This is a genomic window from Gordonia sp. NPDC057258 (genome assembly GCF_042668985.1).
GTDB classification, from domain to species: Bacteria; Actinomycetota; Actinomycetes; order Mycobacteriales; family Mycobacteriaceae; genus Gordonia; species Gordonia hongkongensis.
The window spans coordinates 64860-88309 of record NZ_JBHUXZ010000020.1; the positions used below are offsets into that span (position 1 = coordinate 64860).

Genomic DNA, 23450 nt, shown 5'->3' on the forward strand with positions numbered 1-23450 from the left:
TCAGCAGATCCAGTCTGGGAGCGGCCGCCGGCCGAGGAGCATCACCAGCGGTAGGACCCGCGTGGCAGGGACGAGGCGGGACAACAGTTCCAGGGTCGCCGCATCGGCGTGGTGGGCATCGTCGACGACGAGCACGAGCGGCCCGTCGGCACACAGCGTGTCCACGCGCGCGTAGAGATCGTCGTCGAAGCCATCGGGAACCGGGGTCGGCAGATCCACTCCGAGCAGCTGCCCGGCGAGTCCGAACGGTTGGCGCCACGACAGTTCGTCTGCCCGCACCGTGCGAACGGAACCATCAGTGGCAGAGGCCAGTTCCCGGAGCGTATGGGTCTTTCCGGCGCCCGGGCCGGCGGTGATCACGCCGACCCCACGGCGGGCGGAACCCGAATCGCGTTGGGCAGCGGCGACGAAGTCGTGCATTTCGTCGACCACCGCACGACGGTCGGCGGACTGGGACGCGAGCACGGACTCAGGGTATCGGCTGTGTCCGATTCGCGTGATCCATCTGCTCACCTCACCGGCCGAACTCCGACCCGTATCCCTGCCGGTCCGCAGCCGCGGCCAGTCGCCGGTCGAGGTCGTCGGACCAGTCGCGGGCGACCTGCGCGTCGAGCACGGCCAGTCGCTCGGCCACGGGCGCGCGCTGCGCGGGCCCGCACCCGGCGAGAAGGGACTCGAACAGCGCGCGCAGGCGGCGTTGCACCTGAACCTGGCCGGTGCTGTGCCGTCGGATCTCGTCGGTCCCGATCGCGACGTAGTCCGCCCAGCTGCGCCGGATGCCGCGGACCGAGGGGTCGCTCGAGAACTGTTCGCCGCGAAGCCGCGGAGCCAGCAGGAGCAACAGGTCCTCGGTGTGGTCGAGCGCCTGGACCACGACGCTCGGATCGTTGCTCCCAGCCGACATCGCCTTGAGCGCGATGTCCGAGATCGCCTGCAGTGCCGCAGCAGGGCTCACCGAGGGTTGATGGGTGTCCCCGAACAGCAGACAGGCCAGCACGCGGCGCTTCTCCACCTGGATCGGATCACCGACGATCTCGACCACCGGGAGATCGTGCGGCACATGGTCGCCGACGGCGACCAGCACGTTGATCCGCACGTTCCACGACGCCGCGTACCGCCGCAGACGATCACCGTTGACCGCCAGCAGGACCCGCCCCCGCGCGGTCACCTCGCCCAGCCTGATCTGCGTTCGCATCTCATCCGTCGCATTCGGGTCCGTCGCCGCGCCCGGGCCGGTCCCCAATAGCTCGGCGTCGCTCGCGTCGGAATCGGAGCGGGTACCGAACTCGGTTGCGGCGGTGCTCTCGTCGTGCCTGTCCGCCGGCGGCAGCTGCCGCACGATCGCCGACCGGCCGTCGTCGGCGATCCACTGCAGCAGGCGCGAGGTGTTCAGGATCGTCCCGACCTTCCCGACGAGCGCGATGAACAGGTACGCGCTGACGGTCGTGAGCATGAACGCGATTGCCGTGGACAGGCCGGGGGTCGGCTCGTCCGGACCCCCGACCGACAGGTCGATCGCGATGATCACGCTGTAGACGAAGGTCGCGAGGAAGAAGCCGGTGGACCACCGCATGACGGGTTCCTGCTGCAGCATCGGGATCACCCGCACCGAGATCGACGACGCCCCGAACTGCATCGCGAGCGTGACGGCGGTGAACACGAGACCGGTCAGGGTCGCCATCGAACCGGCGATGACGCTGAGCAGCGTCGCCAGGGTTCCCGGGTCGACCTCCAGTTCGAGCAGCTCGTCGAATCCGACGGTGGTCCACGCGGCGACTATCGCCAACGTCACCAGCACGACCGGCAGCCGCCAGATCGGGACCGTGCGCAGGGCCCGGCGCGTGCGCCGCCATCGGATAGCGGTCGCCAGCGCGCTCGGTACCTTCTCGGTCACCACGCCGACCGCCGTCGGGACGGACTCCGGCAGGGGAACCGGAACGGGAGCCGGCGCGTCGGGCACCCCGAAACGCCCCGCCACCGCCTCCTGCACGACGATCTTCCATCGCATCAACGGTTCTCGATATCGCTGCTCACGCCCGATCGCGCGAGCCAGTTTGCGGGGGCGGTTCTTGTATCGCCACCGGGCCCATGGTGATCGCGGCCGCGCGAGTCTCGCGGCACCGAACCACAGCAGGACCGGGACGAACATGCCCACCAGTCCGGTCCAGACCTTGCCCTTGATCAGGGTGACGATCGCCAGGAGCACGTTGAGCACGACGACACCCGCCGCGACCAGCCGTGCCACCAGGCCGTTCTCGTTCCGGATGTCCCCGACGACCTCGAACGCCCCGAACGGCTGCAACCCGAGGAGGAAGAGCAGACCTATGGCGATCGCGACGAACACCGCGTCGATCGACGTCCGCCCCTCCTCCGCCCAGTAGACGTCGCGCAGGTGGAGGATGAGCGCGAACTCGTCGAGCACGAGCGCCGCTCCGATGCCGAACAGGGCCGCCAGGACACAGTCGATCACCGGTGTCCGGAGCGGGTCGACCGCGACGAATCCGAAGCCCGCCACCAACATCGCCATCATGCCGAAGAAGGCGTGGTGCACATGCACCCCGCCCGGCGTCACGTTGCCCGGCCACCAACTGACCTCAGCGCGGATCATCCGCACACTGAAGCGGATGAACAGGAAGGTCAGGACGAAGGCGAGCAACAGGAAGAACAACGGCAGACGACCGGTCTCGACGATCCGCTCATCGAACCACCCGGTCATCCCCCGACCCTAGCGGCAGCGCCGGGGGTTCTCGCGGGCAATCGCGACTCTGATCTACGGGCCGAGCCGGCGCAGTGCACTCAGAGCCGCGTTGTGGCCGCACATTCCGTGCACTCCGGCGCCCGGTGGCGTGGACGCCGAGCAGATGTAGACACCCGGGATTCCGGTGGCATACGGGTCGGCCGCGATCCGGGGGCGCATCACGACCTGGAGGGGATCGTTTGCCCCGCCGATGATGTCGCCGCCGACGAGGTTGGCATTGCTCGCGGCGAGATCTGCGGGCGTGCGCACGACGGACCCGACGATCCGATCGCGCGTCCCCGGCGCGAATCGTTCCAGCTGCGCGAGCACGGCGTTCGTGGCGTCGCCGCTGTAGCCATGCGGCACATGTGCATAGACGTACACCGGATGGACGTCACCGACCGACCGCGCCGGATCGGCCAGATATTGCTGGGCGACGAGGACGAAGGGCCGCTCCGGCATCCGGCCACGATGGATCTCGGCCTCGGACGCGACGACCTCGGCGGCGGAGCCGCACACGTGCACGGTGCCCGCCCGACCGGAGAACTCGTCCCGCCACGGAATTCCGCCGTCGACGGCGAGGTCGAGTTTGACCGCGGCGGGCGCCCGCCGAAACCGTCGATACGCCTTACGGACTCGACTCGGGAGTGCGTCCCCCGCAAGGTCGGCGACCGCGCCGGGCTCCAGGTCGAGCACGACCACATCCGCCGGTGGGAGGTCGGAGAGGGAGCTGACCCGATGGCCGGTTTCGATGCGGCCGCCCAGCGTTGCCAGCACCGCGGCGAGGGCCTCCGGCATTCGGGCCGTCCCGCCCTTGATGATCGGCCACCCGTACCGGTGCGAGATGGCGGCGAACATCAGCGCGAACGCAGAGGTGGTCGGCCGGGTGAGCGGGTACCACCCATGGGCGGCGTTCCCGGCGAACAGGGCCGCCGCCTCGTCCGTGTGCCACACCCGTCCCAGGACGGTTGCGGGCAGGAGAGCGGCGGGCCCGAACCGGGCAAGCGGGCCGAGATGACGCGGCACGTGCAGGAGCGGGCCCAGCACTTCCTGCGCCAGGTCGTCGAAGTTCTCCGCCAACGGACCGAACAGGCTCCGCCATCGTGGTCCGTCGACCCCGAGAAGCCGACTGGTCTCGTCCAGCGAGTTCATCATGGCGCCGGCCCGGCCGTCGGGCAGCGGATGTGCGAGGTCGATCTCCGGCCAGCCCCATTCGAGCCCATGGTCGGCGAGTCCGAGGCTCTGGAAGAACGTCGATGCCAGCCCGATCGGGTGGACGGCCGCGCCGTCGTCGTGCAGCAGGCCGGGCAGGATTCGCTCGGACGAGCGGGCACCACCACCGATCGTCTCGGCCGCCTCCAGCACCGTCACCTCGATGCCCCGCTGCGCGAGGGTGATGGCGGCGGCGAGCCCGTTGGGGCCCGCCCCCACCACGATGGCCGAGGTCATGAGCGGCATCGTATTCGATGTGCACCGGCACGACCGCGATCGCAGAACTCGATGGCGGGCTCGACATGGTGGTTGCCCGGATGAGCCGCCCGCCTCACTGCATGTCGGGGTGATCGGAATGTCGGGCCGGCCCGGGCTCGCTGCGTCTGACGGACGCCAGGCGGGACGACGCCTGCGCGCGTAGGGCGGCGACGTCCGCTGCCGGCGCCGGCGCGGTGGACGCCGCGAGTGAGGCATCGGGCAGGTGTCGACGCAGCTCCTCGATCAACGCCGCGGCCTGCCCGGGTGGACCATCGTCGTCGTGCACCACGCAGATCGCGAACTCCGAATCGGCCAGGCGTGCCAGGGCGGAATCGGCGGGAAGCAATTCGACGCAGGTCCGGGCCCGGCGAACCAGTCGCTGCTCCCTCTCGCGCGGGTCGTCGGTCGTCCCGGAGTCGTCGACTGACCACGAGATCACCGTGACCGCCGCGGCCGACCGCCGTCCGTCGAGGAGCCCCGCGGTCGCGAGTTCCCAGCCCGCGCGGTTGAACACGCCGGTCAGCGGGTCAGCACAGACCGCGGTGAGCAGCGTCCGCGTCAGCAACCCGAACGACTCGGCCGCCGCCGGGATGGCGACGGCGACGACGATGTAGGTGCTGAGGTACTTCGGTGCGGGCGCCACGGCAAGCGCGACGACGCATCCCGCGGTCAGCAGACCGATGAACGCCCACGCCTGCCGACGCGGAAGAGTGGCACGGACGTACATCGCCAGGAACATCGCCGCGATCATGCACAGGAACTCGGCGCTGATCAGCTCGTGGAACGCCATCACCGCGGGGGTGGCGACACCGGCCGCGATCACGGCCGGTAGCGGGCGCTGCGGCCGCACCGACAGCCACCCCAGCGCCGCGAGCCCCAGCACGACGGCGACCAGTCCCCCGGTCGGGTCGGACAGGGTCGCCGAGTCGTCGGTCGGGAACAGCGTGAGAGCCACGCCCACCGCGTACAGCAGCGTCGTCACCGCCAGATAGGTCCGCAGCACATGCAGCGGCGATCGCGGGAGCGGGCCCCTCAGCGCTCCCAGGTGCAGGTCCGGTCGATACATCCCCCACTCCGATCCTCGGTATCGGTCCCCGATCCGAGGTTGCCAAATCGCGTCGAGTTGCGCGACCGGCGCGGGGTGGTCTCTCGGTATGACCCATTCGGGGACGGGAGCACTGTTCGGCTCGGTTCAGGTCCTCACCCCGCCTATCCTGATCCGATGAACACCCTCGTCACCGTGGTCGTCGTCGACGATCACCCGTTCTTCCGCGACGGTGTATCCCGTGGCCTGGCGGCCAGTGGACGGGTACGGGTCGTCGGCGAGGCCGCCGACGGTCTGGCCGGGCTCGAGCTGATCCGTCGGGAGAAACCCGACGTCGCGGTGGTCGACCACCAGATGCCGCACATGACCGGCGTCGAGGTTGCCCATGCGGTGTCGCGCGACGGGTTGCCGACCCGAGTGCTGCTGCTGTCCGCGGTCACCGACGGCCCGATCGTCTTCCGGGCGCTGCAGGAAGGTGCGGCCGGTTACCTGTCGAAGGACGCCGATCGCGACGACATCGTCGGCGCGGTGACCCGGGTGGCCAAGGGAGAGACGGTGGTACCGCCGGAGCTCGCCGCGGGACTGGCAGGCGAGATCCGTGCGCAGACCCAGCGTGACGCGCCGGCCCTGAGCGAGCGAGAGCGCCAGGTTCTCACGGGATTCGCACGCGGACAGTCGATTCCACAGGTCGCCGCCGAACTCTACATCGGCGCGTCGACGGTCAAGACGCACACCCAGCGCCTCTACGAGAAGCTCGGCGTGTCCGACCGTGCGGCCGCGGTCGCCGAGGCGATGCGTCGTGGGCTCCTCGAATAGCGCGGACCCCTCGAGGCCAGGGGACGACGACGCTGGCAGCGTCGAGATCGCGGGGGCGACACGCTATCTGGGTCTCGACGAGTTCGCCGACGAGCCGCGGATCCATGACATCCTGATCGGCCACGCGTTCCGTGGCATCCGGATTCAGGTGGTCCTCCGACTATTTCTGTCGCTGTTCGTGTTGCTGACCGTCAGCCTCGACCCACCCGCGCACGCGGAGACGTTCAGCGTCGTGACGGCGATTCTCTACGCGGCCTGGTGCATCGGCGGGGCGGTCGTGGTCGTCCGCCATGAATCGGCGATGATCCGATACTCGTGGATCGCGCTGCCGATCGACCTCCTCCTGCTCACCGCGCTCGCCGTCGCCGCCAGCCAGTCCAACGAATTGAGTTGGACCACCGACGTTCTCCTCAGCGGATTCGTCCTCGTGCCGATGATCGCGGCGATCGCGTTGCAGCCCAGGACCTGTGCGGTCGTGGTGATCGTCACGACCGCGGTCTACGCCGCCTCATCCATGCTGGCCCGCACATCAAACGGCGAGCCGTGGTCGGTGATCGTCTTGCGCATCCTCGTCGTCGCGGCGTTGGCCGTCGGCGCGATCCTGCTGTCTCGCCTACAGCGATCCCGGGTGAGAACGATCGGGGCGCTAGCCGCCGAACGCGCCCGATTGCTGGACGCGACGATGGAGATCGAGGAACGCGAACGCCGGGATCTCGCCGACAACCTCCACGACGGGGCTTTGCAGTACGTACTGGCGGCGCGTCAGGAACTCGCCACGCTCCGTGACTCCGCCGATCCGGTGACCCTCGACCGCGTGGACGGTGCGCTGCGCGACGCGGCGCAGTTGCTGCGGTCGACGCTGAGTGAGCTGCACCCGGCGGTTCTGGAACAGGCCGGTCTGTCGGTGGCCCTCACCGACCTCGCCGCCTCGTTCGGCAGCCGCGCCGGTGCCCCGACGATCTCCGTCGACACCGCGGGCTGGCCGCCCGACCTACGCACGTCCGCCGACTCGCTGCTGTTCGCCTCCGCCCGCGAACTCCTGACGAACGTGATCAAGCACGCGTCCGCGACGACGGTCGACGTCACCGCCGAGTTCGATGTTGGCCGAGCGCGCCTCGTCGTCGTGGACGACGGCATCGGGTTACCTGCCGGCATCGACGTCGAGGAGTTGATGCGTCGACGACAAGCCAAGGGCCACATCGGACTTGCCTCGCGACGCGTGCGCGTCGAAGGCGCCGGCGGCACGTTGTCGCTGTCGAACCATCCGGGCGGCGGAACCGTCGCGATCGTCGAGGTTCCCGCTCGCGTCATCTGAGGCGCGAGTGCCCGTACCGACCCGGTGTCCCCCGATCGGTGGATGCAGCGTTCACCCGCTCGATCACCCGGTCAGCGGAATCCCCCGACCACCCATCCCCGGCAGAGTCAGTGGTGTCACCAACACAACCCCCACACCACACCGGAGCCCACCATGAAAACCACCACCCGCATCGCCACCGCCACCCTCGGACTCGCCGCCGCCACCGGCATCGCCCTCGGCGCCGCCGGAGCAGCCCACGCCGGCACCCTACCCATCACCCGCCCCGGCGAACCCACCGTCGCCATGACCATCACCAACCACACCGACAAGCCCGAATACCTCCAAGGCGCCAACGCCGACGGCGGCCAATGGATCAACGCACCCCAACACATCCTCTACCCCGGAGCCACCGAAACCATCACCGCCACCGCACCCTTCACCAACCACCTCGACGTCAACGCCATCTACCGCATCGGCGCCTTCGGCCCCACCGCCAACTACCAACTCACCAACCACCCCCACAACGTCAACACCGCCATGAGCAGCATCTGGGGACCCCACGCCCAGAACTACTGGATGAACAACCACATCGACACCGGATACCCACAGGTCAACGTCGGCTTCGACCAGTGGTGAGGACAGCGAACCTGTGGTGAGGAGGAGGGAGGACCGAGATGGGTTCGGGGGCGGGTCGCCCGCCCCCGAACCCCGCCACTTCCACCATATGTCGACGACGGGGGCTTGCGGCAAGGCCCCGGTGGCCGTGCACAATCTCTCGACGACCGAGACACAGGAGGCGATCGATGCCCGAGAGTGCAGACCATCCCGACATGGCGGACACCCCGGAACGATTTCGAAAGCACGAGTCCGGGGCCTACTTCCACGGCACCCGAGCCGACCTTCGGGTCGGCGACTTCCTGACCCCCGGCCACCGCTCGAACTACCGCCGCGAGCACATCTCGAACTACGTCTACATGACCAAGGTGCTCGACGGCGCGGTGCTCGCGGCCGAGATGGCGGTGGGTGACGGGCGCCCCCGGGTCTACATCGTGGAACCATCTGACGACGTACACGACGATCCGAATGTCACCGACAAGAAATTCCCCGGCAACCCCACCCATTCCTACCGGAGCGCCCAGCCGGTCCGGGTCGTCGGCGAGATGACCGACTGGGTGGGACATTCGCCGGAATACCTCCAGCAGTTCCGGGCCGGGTTGGAGGCACTCCGGCAGCGGGGCGAAGCGGGTCTGTACGACTAGCCCGCCGTCGCGACATTCTCGCCGTGACGGCGGCGCTCCGCGACCGGTCACCGGCCGCGGAGCGCCTGCTGCAGCTTCGAACTCACGGATCAGGGAAAGATGTTCTCCAGCGATCCGAAGGCTCCGCCGGCACCCGATGCGGCGAAGTTGGTGGTGCACCCGTTGAACGAGACGTTGTCTACATTGACCTTGCCGGCCCCCTCGTTGGGCTGACTGGAGACCCCGTAGTGGTCGACCACGGTGGTGTGCCCCTCGCTGTTGGCCGCCTTCACCAGATCATCCAGGGTGGCGTTGGTGCCTCTCTTGATGGTGCCGAGATCTCGGGTGGCCCACCACTGATCAGAGCCGCCGGCGTCTGCCTTGCCCGCACCAGCCGGCGCGGTCCAGACGAGCGTCGCAAATCCGTTGGGTTGCCCGGTGTTGGCCCCGGTCACGCGTAGTTGCCAGTTAGCCTGCCCGTCGGACTTGTTGAACGTGAGCGGCTTCGTGATGGCGTCCGTCAGTTTCAGCTGCCCGGCGCTCTTGTACGACGCCTGGCGCGGTGTCTGCTCTGTCGTCACGAACTCGAGAGACCCGTCCTGATCGACGACATTGGTCGCCGTCACCTTGCCCGCCTGGCCGCGCTCGTCACCGAACGTGTTGCCCCAGCCCGCCGGGTTGGCCGGAGTGGAGACCTTGGCACAGTTCGCCTCGGATACGGGGGCTGCGGTCGCCACCGCGGGAGCGATCAGGGCCGCGACCCCGAGGGTCGCGCCAGCCGTCGTCACACGGATGAGATTTCTTCGCACTGGCTCTTTCCTCCTTTGTCGTTCGGTCCATCGATCTCCCGCAAGCTAACAAAGGGATTAATCAGATACCAGCGCGATTAAAGGCCTCTGAATGAGGAACACCTTTACACAGCGAACCTGACCTGCACGCACAGTGCATCAGTGGACCATGTCGCATGTTTGCTTTTGAATCCAGAACTCCCGGCTATCTGCCTATTCCGCACCACCCGGTGACTGTGCGCCGAATCCCATTGACTGTGCATCGAATTTCGTTGACTGTGTGCCGTACTCCGTCAATTGGACTCATGGACTCAGAGCGTCGTCGCAATCCCACCGTCGACCGGAATGACGGTCCCGGTGAGGTAACAGCCGGCGCGACTGGCGAGGTACACCACCGTCCCGATCATGTCGTCGGCTCGACCGATACGCCCCAGCGGGGAGGCCGCGGCGACCTCGTCGCCCAGCTCGGCCAGGATCGGCGCCATCATCTTGGACTCGAAAGGACCTGGCGCGATGGCGTTCACGGTGACATGACGCGGTCCGAGGTCCCGCGCGAGATGCCGTGTCAGCTGATGGACGGCCGCCTTGCTCGACGAGTAGGAGTACGACGCGGTGCGCGGCACCCGGATCCCGTCGACGCTGCCGATCATGATGACCCGCGACGGGTTCTCGGCAGTCGCAGTACCGGTCAGCAACGGCAACAGTGTCTGCGTGAGCACGAACGGCGTCTGGACGTTGAGCTTCAGCACCCGGTCCCAGGCGGAGTCCGGGAACTCCTCGAGCGGCGCACCCCAGGTCGCGCCGGCGTTGTTCACCAGGACGTCGAGGGTGTCGGTCTCCGACGCCACCTGCTGCGCGAGGGTTCGTGCACCCTCGGGCGTCGACAGATTCGCCTGTAACGCAGTCAGTCCCGCGGCGCGCGCCTCGGCCAGCGCGTCGTCATTGCGACCGGTGATGAGGACCCGTGCCCCGCGGTCGTGCAGTCCGTGGGCGATCATCGCCCCGATACCCGACGTGCCGCCGGTGACCAGCACCGTCTTGCCACTCACATCGAACAGGTCAGAAGTCATCGTCGTCGGTACCTCGGTGCTCGTTTCTCCAGGAAGGCGGCGGTCGCCTCGCCCCGATCTTCGGTCATAGCCGTGATCATCTGCTGCCGGTTCTCGAATTCGACCGTGGCACTGAGTCATTCCGTCCCGGAAGACCGCCCCACAGAAACGGACAGACAACATATCGCTCGCGCCGGGCCGCTGTCGGGCGGTTTTCAGCACAGGCGGCGCGAGCCTGCCTACCGATACCCAGCCGCGCGGAGGGCAGCCATCAGTTCCGACCGTGATCCGGCGTCGAGCCGGCGTCGGATCCGGGCGACGTGATGCTCGACGGTCTTCGCCGAGATGTACAGGCGCTCACCGATTTCCCGGTAGGTGAAACCCTGCAGCAGCTCGTGGGCGACCTCGGCCTCGCGACCGGTGAGCGGCCCGCCGACCTGTGGAGTCAGCCGCCGATCTTCACCGGCCGAGCGAGCGGTGTACAGGAGGCCGGCCGCGGTCGCGGGATCGTCGGCGCGAGACGCGGCCATACCCGCGAGACGCGCTGCCTCCCAGTGTAATCCGATGCTCCGTAGCGCTTCGACGGCGGCGGTGACGGGTTCCGTTGATTCGCCGGCGTCGTTCAGCGCGACCCAGGCGCGCGCACCGGTCGACAACGACCCGGCCGTGCGGTTCTGCGCCGCGGCGAGGTCGAGACGAGTCAACCGGTGCGCCACAGCGGACTGGTCGCGCGTGATGGCAACGGCTTGGACGCCCGCGAAGTCCCACGACGCCGACCACGCCGGGGGGTCGCCAAGACCCGCGAGCAACCGGTCGGCTGCGTGCACATACCGCGCAATCGCGGGAATCTGACCCAGTCGCGCTGCGGCGATCCAGAACTCGCCGAGCGGACGCAACAGGTAGAGGTCCACCTCGATGGCGGCGAGGAGCGACAGGCCGTCCTGCCACGCGGCCGACAGCGCGGACAGGTCACCGTGGCGCCGGGCCAACCCGAGCCGGATGGCCTGCACCCGAAAGCGTTCGGACATCCCCTGCGGTTCCGCCGTCGGGAGCAGACGCGCCGCCGCTTCGAGATCGCCGACGGTGAGCGCGGCCTCGGCGTCGAGAATGGTGCGGGCCGGCTCCGCCGCCACCGTCCGGATCGATTGCGCGGCAACGGTGTCGCCGAGGTTCAACGCCACCGCGGCGGCCGCGTGCAGAATTCGGGCCGCAGACGGGTCTCGGGATGATGTCGCCCCTGCCGAGATCCCCCGGACCACGGCGTCGACCGCATCGCCGGGACTCATCTCGGCCGTGTCGTCGAGGGTGGCGAGCAGCCCGCGGACCACCAGCGACCGTGTGGCCCGACTCGCCACCGGCGCGCGGCCACGATCGGCCGCGCCGATGGCCGTGGCTGCCGCACGGTCGCCGACCGCGAGCAGAGCGACGGCAGCCGACAATGACTGCGATGCAGAAAGATCAGGTCCCGTCCAGCGGTACAGGTCGGCGGCGTGCGAAGCGAGTCCGCGACGCGCTGCAACTGCGGCGGCGAGCTCCACCCACTCCGCGACCCATTCGTCTGTGGGTGCGGCCGTTTCCAGCCGGCGGTCGGCCGCGGCACCCGCACCGTCGAGATCCCCCGACGCCAGGGCGCGCTGGGCCATCAGGAGCCGGACGTCATCACGCCCCGGCTCCACCCGATCGGCGGCCTGCAGGAGGACCACCGCCCGCGCAGCAGTCGCGTCGACCGCGCCGGCCAGCAGCGCGTCGACGACTCGCGGGTCGTCGACACCGGCCTCGGCCGCGAGCAGCGCGGTGTCGGGGGTGAGCTCGGTCGCACGCAGTCCGAGGACGACCGAGTTGCGTCGTAGCTCGTCGATCCGCTTGTCTCCCAGCACATCACGCAGTGGCCCGGCCGCAGCCGAGACGAAGACGTCCGCGCCGCGTAACAGGCCGCACCCGCGAGCCCGGTCGACCGCCTCGAGCGCGGCGGCTCGGTCGATGCCCGCCGCTTCGGCGACGCTGTCGGGGTCGAGGGGCGCCCGGACCGAGGCGAGGGCCAGCACCGCGAGCGTGAGGGGATCGAGTCTGCGCAGCAGCCGATGGTGCCACTCGCGGGACACCCGATCGATGACGGCGATTTCGTCGGCCCCCGGCTCGTCTATGACGCGCGAGGCGCTGCTCGAATTGCTCCGGAGCGCCCGCAGCACAGTGTCGATGGGAGCTCGCGCACCGCCACAGCGTCGACGGATCAGCGATGCCGTGGTCGGCGCGAGGGTCAGCCCGGCGCGGGACGCGCGGGTCAGGACATCGGCGGTACCCAGCGCCTCGAGTTCGAGGACCCCCCCGAACGGTCGGGCGCGGTCGCGCAACCGGCGGACGTTCGGGTCCAGTTCCCGCGGTTCGATCGTGGCGATCAGCCCGATCGTTCCCGCGTCGAGCATGCCCAGCGCGGTCTCGAACATGGCCACCGGCCACAGATGCATGTCGTCGGCCAGCACGAACACGGGACCCGCGCCGTCCGCGGCGGGCAGCCCCACACTCACCGGGAGGTCCCGTCGTCGGAGTTGTTCGTGCACGGCGTTCAGCAATGCCGAGCGTCCGCTGCCGGGGGTGCCGACGGCCACGGCGCACAGCGGATGGCCCGAGTGCGCGCGGTCGACGATGCTCGCCACCCACGACGAGGTGCGCGACGCGGCCGAGGACGGGTCCGGACGGTCACCGATCGTGGAGACCGGTGTCGTCGGGGTCATCGAACGGTCCAGGGGTGACCGGGGAGTCAACGGATTCAGCAGTCGATGCCGACGACGCCGGTGACGCCGCACAGCACCCGGCCGGTGCCGTCGAGGACCCCGCCCGGGGTGATGCCGCCACCGCCGGTGTCCGGTTCGGGGTAGTCCGGCGCCGGTGCAGGCGCTGGTGCCGGAGCGGGCGCCGGCGCTGGTGCTGGTGCTGGTGCGGGCGCTGGAGCAGGCGCGGGCGCCGGTGCAGGCCGGCCGGGGGTGCTTCCGGGCGCAGGGGCGCCGGCAGACGGGGCGCCCGCAGACGGGGCGCCGGCCGCGGTCCGCCGCGGCGCATCGGTTGCGGTGCCCGGAGCCCGGGTTCCCGTACCGGTCACCGGTGCTGCGGTGGTCCCGGGACGCGCACCGGTCGCGGTGGTGCCCGGGGCGCCACCGGGGTTCTGCGTCGAGGTGGCCGTGGTGGTCGCCGCTCCCGCGGGTGGGGGCGTCGCCTCGCCGACCGAACCGACGAGTCCGGTGCCGACGGAGAGTCCGGTTGCGGTGACGAGCGCCAGTGCGGCGGCGCCGACCGTGATCAGGGTGCCGCGCTTGCGGCGCGAGAACCGGGGAGCGGGCTCGGCGACCGGGGTGCTCGGAGCCGGGACGATCTCGCGGAGCGGCCGCTCCTCGGGCGCGGCCGAGACGAGGGCCGCGGTCGTGGCGGCGGCCGGAGCCATCGCCGACCGGCGCGCGGCAAGCGTCGTGCCCGCCATCAGCGCGCCGCCGGCTGCCGAGGCGGACGCGGGATCGGGGTCTCCGACGACCGGCAGACGCAGGGTCGAGGACAGCATCTCGGTGACGAGCGGGATCGCCGCACCGCCGCCACCGAGCAGGACCGCGGTCACCCCGGCCGGCTTCATCCCGGGGGCCGCGTGCGCGCCCGACGAGTCATGGCCGACGGCGGACGCGGAGACCGCTTCACGAACCAGCGCGACCGCCTCCATGACCGGTGCGCGCAGCAGGTCCTCGATGTCGTCGCGGACCAGCCGCGCCTCGGTGCTCACCTGCCCGATCCGCACGTCGACGACGGTGTCGGTGTCCACCGACAGAGACTCCTTGGCCCGGCGGCACTCTTCCCGCAGCCGGTTCACGTCGTCGAGGATCGCGCCGTTCCGGGCCGGGTCGGCCAGACCTGCGTCGACCTCGGCGCCGGCACCGGTCACCCGCAGGGTGTGCGCCAGCAGCAAACGGTCGAACTCGTTGCCGCTCACGGTGTCCAGATGCAGCGGACGGCCGATCGGGGCCGGATCGGAACCGGTGGTCAGGACAGAGACGGTGAGCCCCCCGGCGCCGAGATCGCAGACGACGACCGCGCCGTCGCCGAAGGCGCCCTCGGCGTGTTCGGTTGCTGCCAGGGTCGCCCGTGACTCGGTCACCCAGGTGATCGCGTCCGCCGGCACCGAGTCGGGGTGGGCGGCAAGCGCCGCCCGGGCCTCGTCGACGGCCTGATCGGACCAGTTGTCGGGGTGCACGACGGTCAGGTGCACGTCGTCGGACGGTGCTGAGTCGACGCTGTTCGTGCCGAGGTCGAGCCGGGCGACCAGCGCCGCGACCGCGTCGGCGTAGAGGTCGGCGGCCGCGATCGTGCGGCCGTGGTCGTCGAGCATCGGGACCGGGTCGCCGACCCGTCCGAGGAAGTCGTCGGCATCCACCAGAGCGGACGTCTCGACCGAGACCGCGCCCTCCCAGGACTGTTCCGAGGCGGCTACCGCCACGCTGTTCGCGGACCCGATCTTCACACCGATCCCGATGGCCATGACGCTCACTCCTGTTCGCACCTGCAGACGGTGGGCGGTGACGGTGCCGCGTCGTGCGGGCAATCCGTCGATGTCACGTGCCCCGGCCCCGGCGGCGCACTTCACCCAGTGTGTCGCGGACCGGCCCCCTGGTGTTAGCCCTGGCCGGGGATTAGGGGGAAAGTCCCGACCCCCCTATGCCGGCGGCGCCCGGACCCCGGACCCCGGTCGAAATCCCCCTGGGGGATGACCCACCCCCCGGTCGTCGGCAGGACTGGGGATTTACCCCGATGTCGTCGGGCCCCGAAGTCCATACGGTCGAACTCGACACGGGATCGAACTGCGATCTCCCCGACGCAAGGAACGACGCCATGGCGACCAACGCGGTACTCGACTTCATCCTCGGTCTGCTTCGCGACGAGGAATCCTTCAACGCCTACTGCGGCAATCCCCAGGCCGCGATCGATCGCGCCGGACTCACCGGCGTCACCCCCGCCGACATCTCCGCAGCCGCCCCGCTGGTCGCCGGAGGCGGTCTGGCCGCGGGCGGCGGCCTCGGTGCGATCATCGGTGCCGGCGGCGGCGCGGTCGGTGGCGGCGTGATCGGCGGCGGTGGCGTCGGAGTCGGCCTGGGCGGCCTGGAGTTCGGCGACATCAACGTCGGCGGCGGAGACGTCAACCTCGGTGACGTGAACCTCGGCGGCATCGGTGGGCTCGAACTGGGCGACCTCGACCTCGGTGGAGTCGATCTGGGTGGAATCGATCTGGGCGACATCGACTTCGGCGGTCTCCTCGGCGGCATCGGATTGGGCGACATCGACCTCTCGGGTCTGTCCCTGGCCGATCTCGACCTCGGCGGTATCGCATTCGGTGACCTCGACCTCGCGGGCCAGCTGGCCGTCGCCCTGGGCGCGGCGCTGTCCGCGGGCCTGGGCGCCGGCGGCGCGATCGCCGCGCAGTTCGGTGCCGCGCTGGGAGCCGCGCTCGAGACGGTCGTCGACGGTGGCCTCGAGCTCGCCGCCGGCATCGGACCGGTCATCGCCGGGACGCTGGCCGGCGCGATCGGCGCCGAGGGCGCCCTGGTCGCCCAGCTCGGGGCTTCGCTCGACGCACTCCTCGCCGCAGGCGCCGACCTCGGGCTCGGACTCGGGGGCGGCCTCGCCGCGCAGCTATCCGCCGCGCTCGAGCTGGGTGGCGAACTCGCCGGCTCGTTCGGCGCGACGCTGGGCGGTCTGCTCGGCGCCACGATCGGCGCGGGCGGCGCACTCGGCGCAGACCTCGCGGCCGCGCTCGGCGCCGGTCTCGGTGCGGGCGGCGCACTCTCGGCGGTACTCACCGGCGCGCTCGGCCTCGGCGCCGAACTGTCCGGCGATCTGACCGCCGCGCTGACCTCCACTCTCGATGTCGCGGGTGACCTCTCGGCGACGCTGTCGGGTCTGCTCGACGCGCAGGCCATCGCCGACCTGTCCGGCGAACTCGGCGCCACCCTCAGCGGCGCTCTCAGCTCGACCCTGGCCGCGGGCGGCACCGCTGCCGCCTCCGTCGGCACCGCACTCGGTGTGGCCCTGACGTCGACGGCCGCGGCGACCGGCGGACTGGTCCTGACCGGCGCGGCCGGCGCGAACGCCGTCCTCGGTGGCGCCCTGACCGCCGTCCTCGGTGTCGGCGGCGGCGCTCAGGCCGGGCTCGCCGCGGCGCTCGAATCCGTCCTCGAAGCCGGCGGGATCGTCGACGTCGAGGCCCTGATCGAAGCCGGCGGCGATCTCAGCACAACTCTCGCCGGCGCTCTGGCTGCCGGCCTCGAAGTCGGTGGCGAAGCCGCCGCCGGTCTCGGTGCGGCCCTGGGCGGCACGCTGGCCGCAGCCCTCGAAGGTGGCCTGGCCGCCGATCTCACTGCCGGGCTCGGCGGTGCCATCGACGCCGGTCTCGGTCTCGGCGGGGCGCTCGAAACCGGCGTCGGCGGCGCTCTCGAAGCGGGACTGGGACTCGGTGCCGGACTGGGCGCGGGTCTCGGTGGCGCGGTCGAGGGCGCTCTCGGCGGCGGCCTCGGGGTCGTGGGCGGCCTCGGCACCGAACTCGGAGCCGCGCTCAACGGACTGTTGTCGGCCGGCGCCGGCCTCGACACCGCGCTGAGCACCGTGCTCACCGGTGTCCTCGGCGCGGCTGCAGGCGCCGACCTGGGGGCCGCCCTGGGTGGCGCCCTCGAACTGGGCGGCGTCCTCGGCGCCGACCTGAGCGGCCTGCTCGAGGGCGGACTGGCCACCGACCTGGCCGCGCAACTCGGCGCGATCGTCGGTGGCGGGGGTGAGCTCGCGGGCGAGCTCGGCGCCACCCTGGGCGGCGTGCTGGGTGCGGCCGCAGGCATCGAGGGCATACTCGACGCCGCCGCCGGTGCCGGCCTGAACGTCGGCGAACTGCTGGCCGCGGACCTCGGCGGTGCACTCGGCGTCGACGGCGCCCTCATCACACAGCTGGGCGGGGCGCTGGACGCCGCACTCGACGCCGGCGCGGGACTGGGCCTGGTGACCGAGACCGCCGCCGACCTCGGCGGAACCCTCGAGGCCGTGCTGGCTGCGGGCGGGGATGTGGGTGCCGACCTCGGCGCGTCCCTCGGCGCCGTCCTCGGGACCGCACTGAGCGGTGAGCTGGGTGGTTCGCTGGCCGGCCAACTGGCCGGCGGGGCCGAACTCCCGGCAGCCCTCAGCACCGTTCTCAGCTCCGCACTCGACGTGGATCTGTCGGCCACCGACGGCCTCGTCGCGACCCTGGACTCGACCCTGGAGGCGACGGGTGGCCTGGGCGCAGCACTGACCGGCGAACTCGAGGCGATCGTCAACCCGAGCCTCATCCTCTCCCCCGAGGGCACCATCACCGTGGGCGGACCGCTCCTGGTCACCGAAACCCTCGGCGGCACAGTGGTCGACAGCCTCACCGGCAACCTGGGCGCGGGCACACTGGCCGGCCTGGGCACCGTCGCCGAGACCGGCACGGACTTGGTCGCCGGGCTGGACAGCACTCTGCAGGGCGGCCTGGAGGGGACCCTCGAGACCGGACTCGCCGGCCTGGGCGCCGGGAGCGGCGAGGCCGATCTGGGCGCCACCGCCGGTCCGGTTCTCGACGGTGCTCTCGGCGCCGGCGCAGGCGTGGGCGGAGGCCTCGGTGGGGATCTCGGTCTGGGCGGCGACCTCGGCCTGGGCGGTGCGCTCGACACCGAGCTGCCCGCAGAGGTCACCTCCGAACTGACCACCGCGATCTCCGGCACGGCCGGCGGCGCAGTGGACGTGGTCGGCGACGCCGCGGGCTCACTCGAGACCGGGGTCGGCGGCACCCTCGACACGACCACCGACATCGTCGGTGGGGTGACCGGTGGTCTGACCGGCGGCGCAGTGGTCGGTGGTGGCGTGGACGCCGGCGGCGGTGCCGGCGCGGACGGCGGCCTGGACCTGGGCGGCGTGACCGACACCGGTGCCGAACTCGGCGGCGCGGTCGACACCACCGTCGGCGGCGCGGTCGACTCGACCGTCGGCGGCGTGGCCGACACGACCGCCGGCCTCACCGGCGGATTGACCGGCGGCCTGACCGGTGGCCTCGGTGGCGACACGGACACCGGGATCGGCGTCAACACCCCGGACGCCGGACCCGACGCCGACTGACCGGGTCACATCGGCAAACCCGCCCCGGGACCGTCCCACGCTCCAGCAACCCTGGACGTGGGCCGGCCCCGGGGCGGTCCTCGTCCGGCCCCGCCTTCTCCCGGCGCGCTCGCACGCACCGCCCGAACGGGTGCGAAGCCCCGCCGATGCCGACCGGACGGGCCGACTCACCGCTACCGTGAGGACACCATGACCACTCCACCCGCCGAACCACCTCGCGTCGGCCGGCACGCCGCCGATCGGGACGCACCTGGTCCCGCCCCCACGTGGAAGGCAGCAGCCCCGACCGCACCGGCACACGCCGCTGCCCCGCCCCGGCCACCCGCGGCCACGGCCCCAGCCCCGGCGACCCCGGCAGTGGCGACCCCGGCACGGACGCAGGTGCCGAACACCATCGGCGACCTGCTGACCACGATGTCCGAGGTGGCCCGGGAGGCGGGCCGTAACGATCTGGTCAGTCGCCTCGACGGCGCGCGCACCCGGATCACCGACCCCCGCCTGCGGATCGTCGTGGTGGGTCAGCTGAAACAGGGCAAGAGCTCGTTCGTCAACGCACTGCTCAACCTGGACGTGTGCTCGGTCGGCGACGACGAGACGACCGCGGTGCCGACGGTCATCTCGCACGCCACGCAACCGTCGGCCCATCTGATAGTCGACGGCCCGGCCGCCGACAATCGCATCCCGGTGCCGATGGACGCCATCGCCGGCATCACCCCCGACTCCCCGCTCGCCGGTGGCCGCGAGGTCCTCCGGCTCGAGATCGAGGCACCCGGCCCGTTGCTCGCCGACGGTCTCGTCCTCGTCGACACCCCCGGTGTCGGCGGCCACGGACACCCTTATGCCGCAGCGACTCTCGGCATGGTCGCGGCAGCCGACGCGGTGCTCGTCGTGTCGGATGCCAGCCAGGAGTTCACCGCGCCGGAGATGTCCTTCCTCCAGCAGGTCGCCGGACTGTGCCCGACCATCGCGTGCCTCATCACGAAGACCGACCTGTACCCGCACTGGCGCGCCGTCGTCGACGCCGACCGGAGCCATCTGCAAACCGCCGGCCTCGACATCCCGTTGTTGCCCGTGTCATCGGTGCTCCGCACCCACGCGCTGCGGCTCGGCGACGAGAAACTCAACGCGGAGGCCGGGTTCCTCGATCTGTACCGGTACCTGCGCGAGCGCGTGGTGGCCACCGCACGGCAGGCGACCCGGACCACCGTCGCCACCGATCTGCGCGTCGTCAGTGAACATCTCGCGCTCACCCTGGGCAGCGAACTCGCCGCCCTGCGGGATCCGGAGACCGCCGGCCGCGCCGTCGGCGCGCTCCGGGAGGCCAAGTCCGACGCGGAGGCCATGCGGCGTCAGTCCGCTCAGTGGCAGCAGACGCTGGCCGACGGGATCGCCGACCTCGCCGCCGACATCGACCACGACCTGCGGGACCGTCTCCGCGCGGTGACCCGGGAAGCCGAGCGGGCCATCGACGAGGGCGATCCGGGGGTCGACTGGGAACAGCTGAGCGAGTGGCTGGCCGATCAGACCGCCGCCGTCATCGGCGACAACTTCGTCTGGGCACATGAGCGATCGGTGTGGCTCGCCGAGCGGGTGGCCGACCACTTCGCGGCGGCCGGCCAGAACTCGCTGCCCGACATCGACGTCGCCGATCTGACCGGTGTGCTCGATTCGGTGGCCGAGCTCGCCGAACTCGACAGCGGCAGAGTCGGTCTCGCCCAGAAGCTGTTGATCGGCATGCGCGGTTCGTACGGCGGTGTGCTGATGTTCGGACTCATCTCGACGATGGTCGGCATGGCGCTCATCAACCCGGTGTCCGTGGGCGCCGGACTGTTGCTCGGCACCAAGGCGTACCGGGATGACAAGGAGGCGAAGGTCCTGGAACGTCGCGCCAAGGCGAAGGTCGCGGTGCGCGCGTTCACCGACGACGTCAGCTTCCAGGTCGGCAAGGAGTCCCGCGATCGGTTGCGGGTCATCCAGCGAGTCCTCCGCGATCACTTCACCTCGGTCGCCGAACAGACCGCACGCTCGATCTCGGAATCCCTCAGTGCCGCACAGTCTGCCGCGACCCTCGCCGATTCGGAGCGATCCGGACGCGTCGCCGAACTCGAGTCTCGACTCACCGCGGTCGCCGCGCTGCGCAAGGCGGCCGATCATCTCGACCCGGACGAGACCGCTGCGGGGCTCCCGCGCCGATGACCGACATCGCCCGCGTCCGAGGGTTTCTCGACGCCACCCGCACCGCCCTCGCCGACGACCCGCACGCACAGGCCGAGCTCGACGTGTGCGCCCACCGGTTGTACCAGCCGGTGCGGGTCGCCCTGGCCGGTTCGCTCAAGGCTGGCAAGTCGACGCTGCTGAACGCCCTTGTGGGACAGGACATCGCCCCCACAGATGCCACCGAGTGCACGCGGGTCGTCACCTGGTACCGCAACGGCCGGTCGCCGTCGGTCACCGCACACGTCGACGACGGTCGCGCGGTGGGCATCCCGGTCACCCGCATCGACGGTCGACTGGGCTTCGATTTCGGGCGGCTCACCGCCGATCGCGTCGACCGTCTGGACGTCGAATGGCCGGCGCGTGCCCTGCAGTCGACGACCATCGTCGACACCCCGGGCACGGCGTCGTTGTCGACGGAGTTGTCCGCGTCGACCATCCGGCTCCTCACCCCCGACGACGGCCAGTCCGGCGTCGACGCCGTCGTCTACCTGTTGCGTTCGCTGACCGCCACCGACACGACGATGCTGCGCCGCATCGGGTCGGCCATCGGCGGATCGTCGGGCCCGCTGGGTGTCATCGGCGTCGTCTCCCGTGCGGACGAGCTCGGCGCCGGCCGGATGGATGCGATGATCTCCGCGCACCAGATCGCCGGACGGTTCGCCGGCGAGCTCGAACGCACGGGCCTGTGCCAGGCGGTCGTGCCGGTGGCGGGACTGCTGGCATTGGCCGCTCGCACCATGCGGGAGGTCGAGTTCCGCGCGCTGGCACAGCTGGCCGCGACCCCGGCACCCGACCTCGAGGCAGCCCTGCTGACGATGGACCGGTTCTCCCGTCCGGACATCCTGCCCGACATACCCGCCGAGCTGCGGCGTTCGCTGGCCGAACGCTTCGGCGCCTTCGGCATCCGAATGGCGGTCACGCTCATCCGGTTCGGTGCCGGCTCGTCGTCGGCGCTGGCCGCCGAACTCGTCGAGCGCAGCGGACTCTCGGAGCTGAGCGCCATCATCGACACCCAATTCGGGCAGCGCGCGGACCAGCTCAAGTCGCATTCGGCGCTGGTGACGATGGATCACCTCCTGGCCGCGTCATCGTCGGCAGGGGCGCGCGAAGTCCGGGCCGCGGTTCGCCGGGAACTCGCGGACGTCCACGGTTTCCGCGAGCTGCGTCTGCTCGGCACCATCCGGGCCGGGGGCGTTGACCTCCCCCCTGATCAGAGGGCCGAGATCACCCGGCTCATCGGCGGGTCGGGCATCGATCCCGCGGCCCGCCTCGGACTGCCCGCGACCGCCGACGTGTACACACTGCGGGACGCGGCGATCGACGCCGCGCGGACCTGGCGGGCACGTGCCGGGCATCCGCTCCTCGCGCCGGCCTCGGCGTCGGCGTGTCAGGTCGCGGTGCGTAGTGCCGAGGGTATCGTCGCCCAACTCGGTGAGGCGGTCCGGACCGGCGGCGAGGGTTTCAGCGCAGGGATGCCGTGACCGACCGGGTGTAGGACGCTCCGGTGGCGACGACCGCGACGAGCGCGGCCGCCACCGGAATCCACTGGGCGACAATCGGAAGTCCGGCGTCGGCGAGTGCCGTCGCGGACGGGCTGACGGTGAGGTGGAAGGCCACGGCGCCGGCCACGGCGACGACGGCACCGACCGTCAGGATGCTCCGGCCGGACCGTCGACTGTCCCAGAGTCGCGCGGACCCGAACAGCCCGAGGAGCACGACGACCAGAGCGATCGCCCCGCCCACCATCAACGAGATGTCCACGGCGCGTGCGGCATCGGTCCCGCTGCCCGGATTGGTCCGGACGAGATCGGCGGCCAGGACGGACCGAATGTCGTTCAGCGACACCAGCGTCAGGCCGACGGTCACCACGACCAGGGCCACCGACACCAACCAGCCGAGGATCACATAGCGAGTGACCGGGGAGCGTCCGACCGGCCGCTGCGGGCGCAGCGGCGTGACGGCGACGCGCGGGCGGGGAGGCGGAGAGCCGTCGGCGTTCGACATCCCTCGATGGTAGTTGCCTGCGCGTTCCGCTACCCCGAACCGGCGCAACCTCGGATCATCGTTCTCGAAGCCGCCCCGCGACCACCGCGCACCGCTTGTTGAGCCGTCACCCACCGCTGATTGAGCCGGCACCGAGCGCAGCGAGGAGCCGAGTCGAAGCCACCCGGCAACCACCACCGCACGTCCCCCGATCGGTGGACGTGCCATTCACCCCACCCATCACCCGGTCAGCGGAATCCCCCGACCACCCATCCCCGGCAGAGTCAGTGGTGTCACCAACACAACCCCCACACCACACCGGAGCCCACCATGAAAACCACCACCCGCATCGCCACCGCCACCCTCGGACTCGCCGCCGCCACCGGCATCGCCCTCGGCGCCGCCGGAGCAGCCCACGCCGGCACCCTCCCCATCACCCGACCCGGCGAACCCACCGTCGCCATGACCATCACCAACCACACCGACAAGCCCGAATACCTCCAAGGCGCCAACGCCGACGGCGGCCAATGGATCAACGCACCCCAACACATCCTCTACCCCGGAGCCTGAATCACCCCTGGTTTGATGCCGCTTCCTTCTGAGTCAGGAAGGATGAGCTCATGCCTAAAAAGATCGATCCAGAGGTCCGTTCGAGGGCTCTG

General features: G+C 70.8%; 16 protein-coding genes and 1 pseudogene. 8 read left to right on the plus strand and 9 right to left on the minus strand.

What is annotated here, in order from left to right:
* From ACFUEJ_RS15335 to ACFUEJ_RS15350, 4 genes are all read right to left on the minus strand, one after another.
* On the minus strand, positions 1 to 465 hold the full coding sequence (locus ACFUEJ_RS15335; protein ID WP_388030344.1) for an AAA family ATPase: 465 nt from the start codon (positions 463 to 465) through the stop codon (positions 1 to 3).
* Positions 466 to 514: 49 nt separating this feature from the next.
* The gene (locus ACFUEJ_RS15340) at positions 515 to 2716 is read right to left on the minus strand and encodes a DUF2254 family protein (RefSeq protein WP_388030346.1); all 2202 of its coding nucleotides are present in this window, start codon (positions 2714 to 2716) and stop codon (positions 515 to 517) included.
* A gap of 54 nt (positions 2717 to 2770) precedes the next feature.
* Positions 2771 to 4186 carry an NAD(P)/FAD-dependent oxidoreductase gene (locus ACFUEJ_RS15345; protein WP_211539239.1) on the minus strand — a complete coding sequence of 472 codons (1416 nt, stop codon included), beginning with the start codon at positions 4184 to 4186 and terminating at the stop codon, positions 2771 to 2773.
* Positions 4187 to 4280: 94 nt separating this feature from the next.
* On the minus strand, positions 4281 to 5273 hold the full coding sequence (locus tag ACFUEJ_RS15350; protein ID WP_388030349.1) for a hypothetical protein: 993 nt from the start codon (positions 5271 to 5273) through the stop codon (positions 4281 to 4283).
* A gap of 156 nt (positions 5274 to 5429) precedes the next feature.
* Between ACFUEJ_RS15350 and ACFUEJ_RS15355 the strand changes: the two genes are divergently transcribed.
* From ACFUEJ_RS15355 to arr, 4 genes are all read left to right on the plus strand, one after another.
* Positions 5430 to 6068 carry a response regulator transcription factor gene (locus tag ACFUEJ_RS15355; protein ID WP_065631308.1) on the plus strand — a complete coding sequence of 213 codons (639 nt, stop codon included), beginning with the start codon at positions 5430 to 5432 and terminating at the stop codon, positions 6066 to 6068.
* A complete protein-coding gene (locus tag ACFUEJ_RS15360) occupies positions 6052 to 7383 on the plus strand; it encodes a sensor histidine kinase (RefSeq protein WP_388030352.1) in 1332 nt (443 codons plus the stop codon). The genes ACFUEJ_RS15355 and ACFUEJ_RS15360 overlap by 17 nt, the downstream gene beginning before the upstream one ends.
* Before the next feature lie 153 nt (positions 7384 to 7536).
* A complete protein-coding gene (locus ACFUEJ_RS15365; RefSeq protein ID WP_058253389.1) occupies positions 7537 to 8001 on the plus strand; it encodes a hypothetical protein in 465 nt (154 codons plus the stop codon).
* A gap of 194 nt (positions 8002 to 8195) precedes the next feature.
* The gene (arr, locus tag ACFUEJ_RS15370) at positions 8196 to 8624 is read left to right on the plus strand and encodes an NAD(+)--rifampin ADP-ribosyltransferase (RefSeq protein ID WP_137811058.1); all 429 of its coding nucleotides are present in this window, start codon (positions 8196 to 8198) and stop codon (positions 8622 to 8624) included.
* Between the two features lie 89 nt (positions 8625 to 8713).
* Here the strand turns inward: arr and ACFUEJ_RS15375 are convergent, their stop codons facing one another.
* The 4 genes from ACFUEJ_RS15375 to ACFUEJ_RS15390 all read right to left on the minus strand — a co-directional run bounded on the left by ACFUEJ_RS15375 (position 8714) and on the right by ACFUEJ_RS15390 (position 14956).
* Positions 8714 to 9391 (minus strand): hypothetical protein, encoded by a 678-nt coding sequence (locus tag ACFUEJ_RS15375; protein WP_388030355.1) that lies wholly within the window; start codon positions 9389 to 9391, stop codon positions 8714 to 8716.
* Between the two features lie 311 nt (positions 9392 to 9702).
* On the minus strand, positions 9703 to 10461 hold the full coding sequence (locus ACFUEJ_RS15380; protein ID WP_137811056.1) for an SDR family oxidoreductase: 759 nt from the start codon (positions 10459 to 10461) through the stop codon (positions 9703 to 9705).
* A gap of 218 nt (positions 10462 to 10679) precedes the next feature.
* On the minus strand, positions 10680 to 13172 hold the full coding sequence (locus tag ACFUEJ_RS15385; RefSeq protein WP_388030359.1) for a LuxR C-terminal-related transcriptional regulator: 2493 nt from the start codon (positions 13170 to 13172) through the stop codon (positions 10680 to 10682).
* Positions 13173 to 13207: 35 nt separating this feature from the next.
* The gene (locus ACFUEJ_RS15390) at positions 13208 to 14956 is read right to left on the minus strand and encodes an Hsp70 family protein (protein WP_277244151.1); all 1749 of its coding nucleotides are present in this window, start codon (positions 14954 to 14956) and stop codon (positions 13208 to 13210) included.
* Positions 14957 to 15306: 350 nt separating this feature from the next.
* Here ACFUEJ_RS15390 and ACFUEJ_RS15395 point away from each other — a divergent pair, with 350 nt between their 5' ends.
* The 3 genes from ACFUEJ_RS15395 to ACFUEJ_RS15405 all read left to right on the plus strand — a co-directional run bounded on the left by ACFUEJ_RS15395 (position 15307) and on the right by ACFUEJ_RS15405 (position 22286).
* Complete coding sequence (locus ACFUEJ_RS15395) at positions 15307 to 18588, plus strand: IniB N-terminal domain-containing protein (RefSeq protein ID WP_388030361.1); 3282 nt, start codon at positions 15307 to 15309, stop codon at positions 18586 to 18588.
* Positions 18589 to 18777: 189 nt separating this feature from the next.
* Positions 18778 to 20784 (plus strand): dynamin family protein, encoded by a 2007-nt coding sequence (locus ACFUEJ_RS15400; protein WP_388030364.1) that lies wholly within the window; start codon positions 18778 to 18780, stop codon positions 20782 to 20784.
* On the plus strand, positions 20781 to 22286 hold the full coding sequence (locus ACFUEJ_RS15405; protein WP_388030367.1) for a dynamin family protein: 1506 nt from the start codon (positions 20781 to 20783) through the stop codon (positions 22284 to 22286). The genes ACFUEJ_RS15400 and ACFUEJ_RS15405 overlap by 4 nt, the downstream gene beginning before the upstream one ends.
* On the opposite strand, the gene ACFUEJ_RS15410 is transcribed toward ACFUEJ_RS15405, so the two are convergent.
* Complete coding sequence (locus ACFUEJ_RS15410) at positions 22267 to 22809, minus strand: hypothetical protein (protein WP_058253388.1); 543 nt, start codon at positions 22807 to 22809, stop codon at positions 22267 to 22269. The two genes, ACFUEJ_RS15405 and ACFUEJ_RS15410, sit on opposite strands and share 20 nt — an antisense overlap.
* A gap of 309 nt (positions 22810 to 23118) precedes the next feature.
* Between ACFUEJ_RS15410 and ACFUEJ_RS15415 the strand changes: the two are divergent.
* Positions 23119 to 23355, plus strand: a pseudogene (locus ACFUEJ_RS15415) (hypothetical protein); the annotation flags it as partial.
* Positions 23356 to 23450 lie beyond the last annotated feature (95 nt).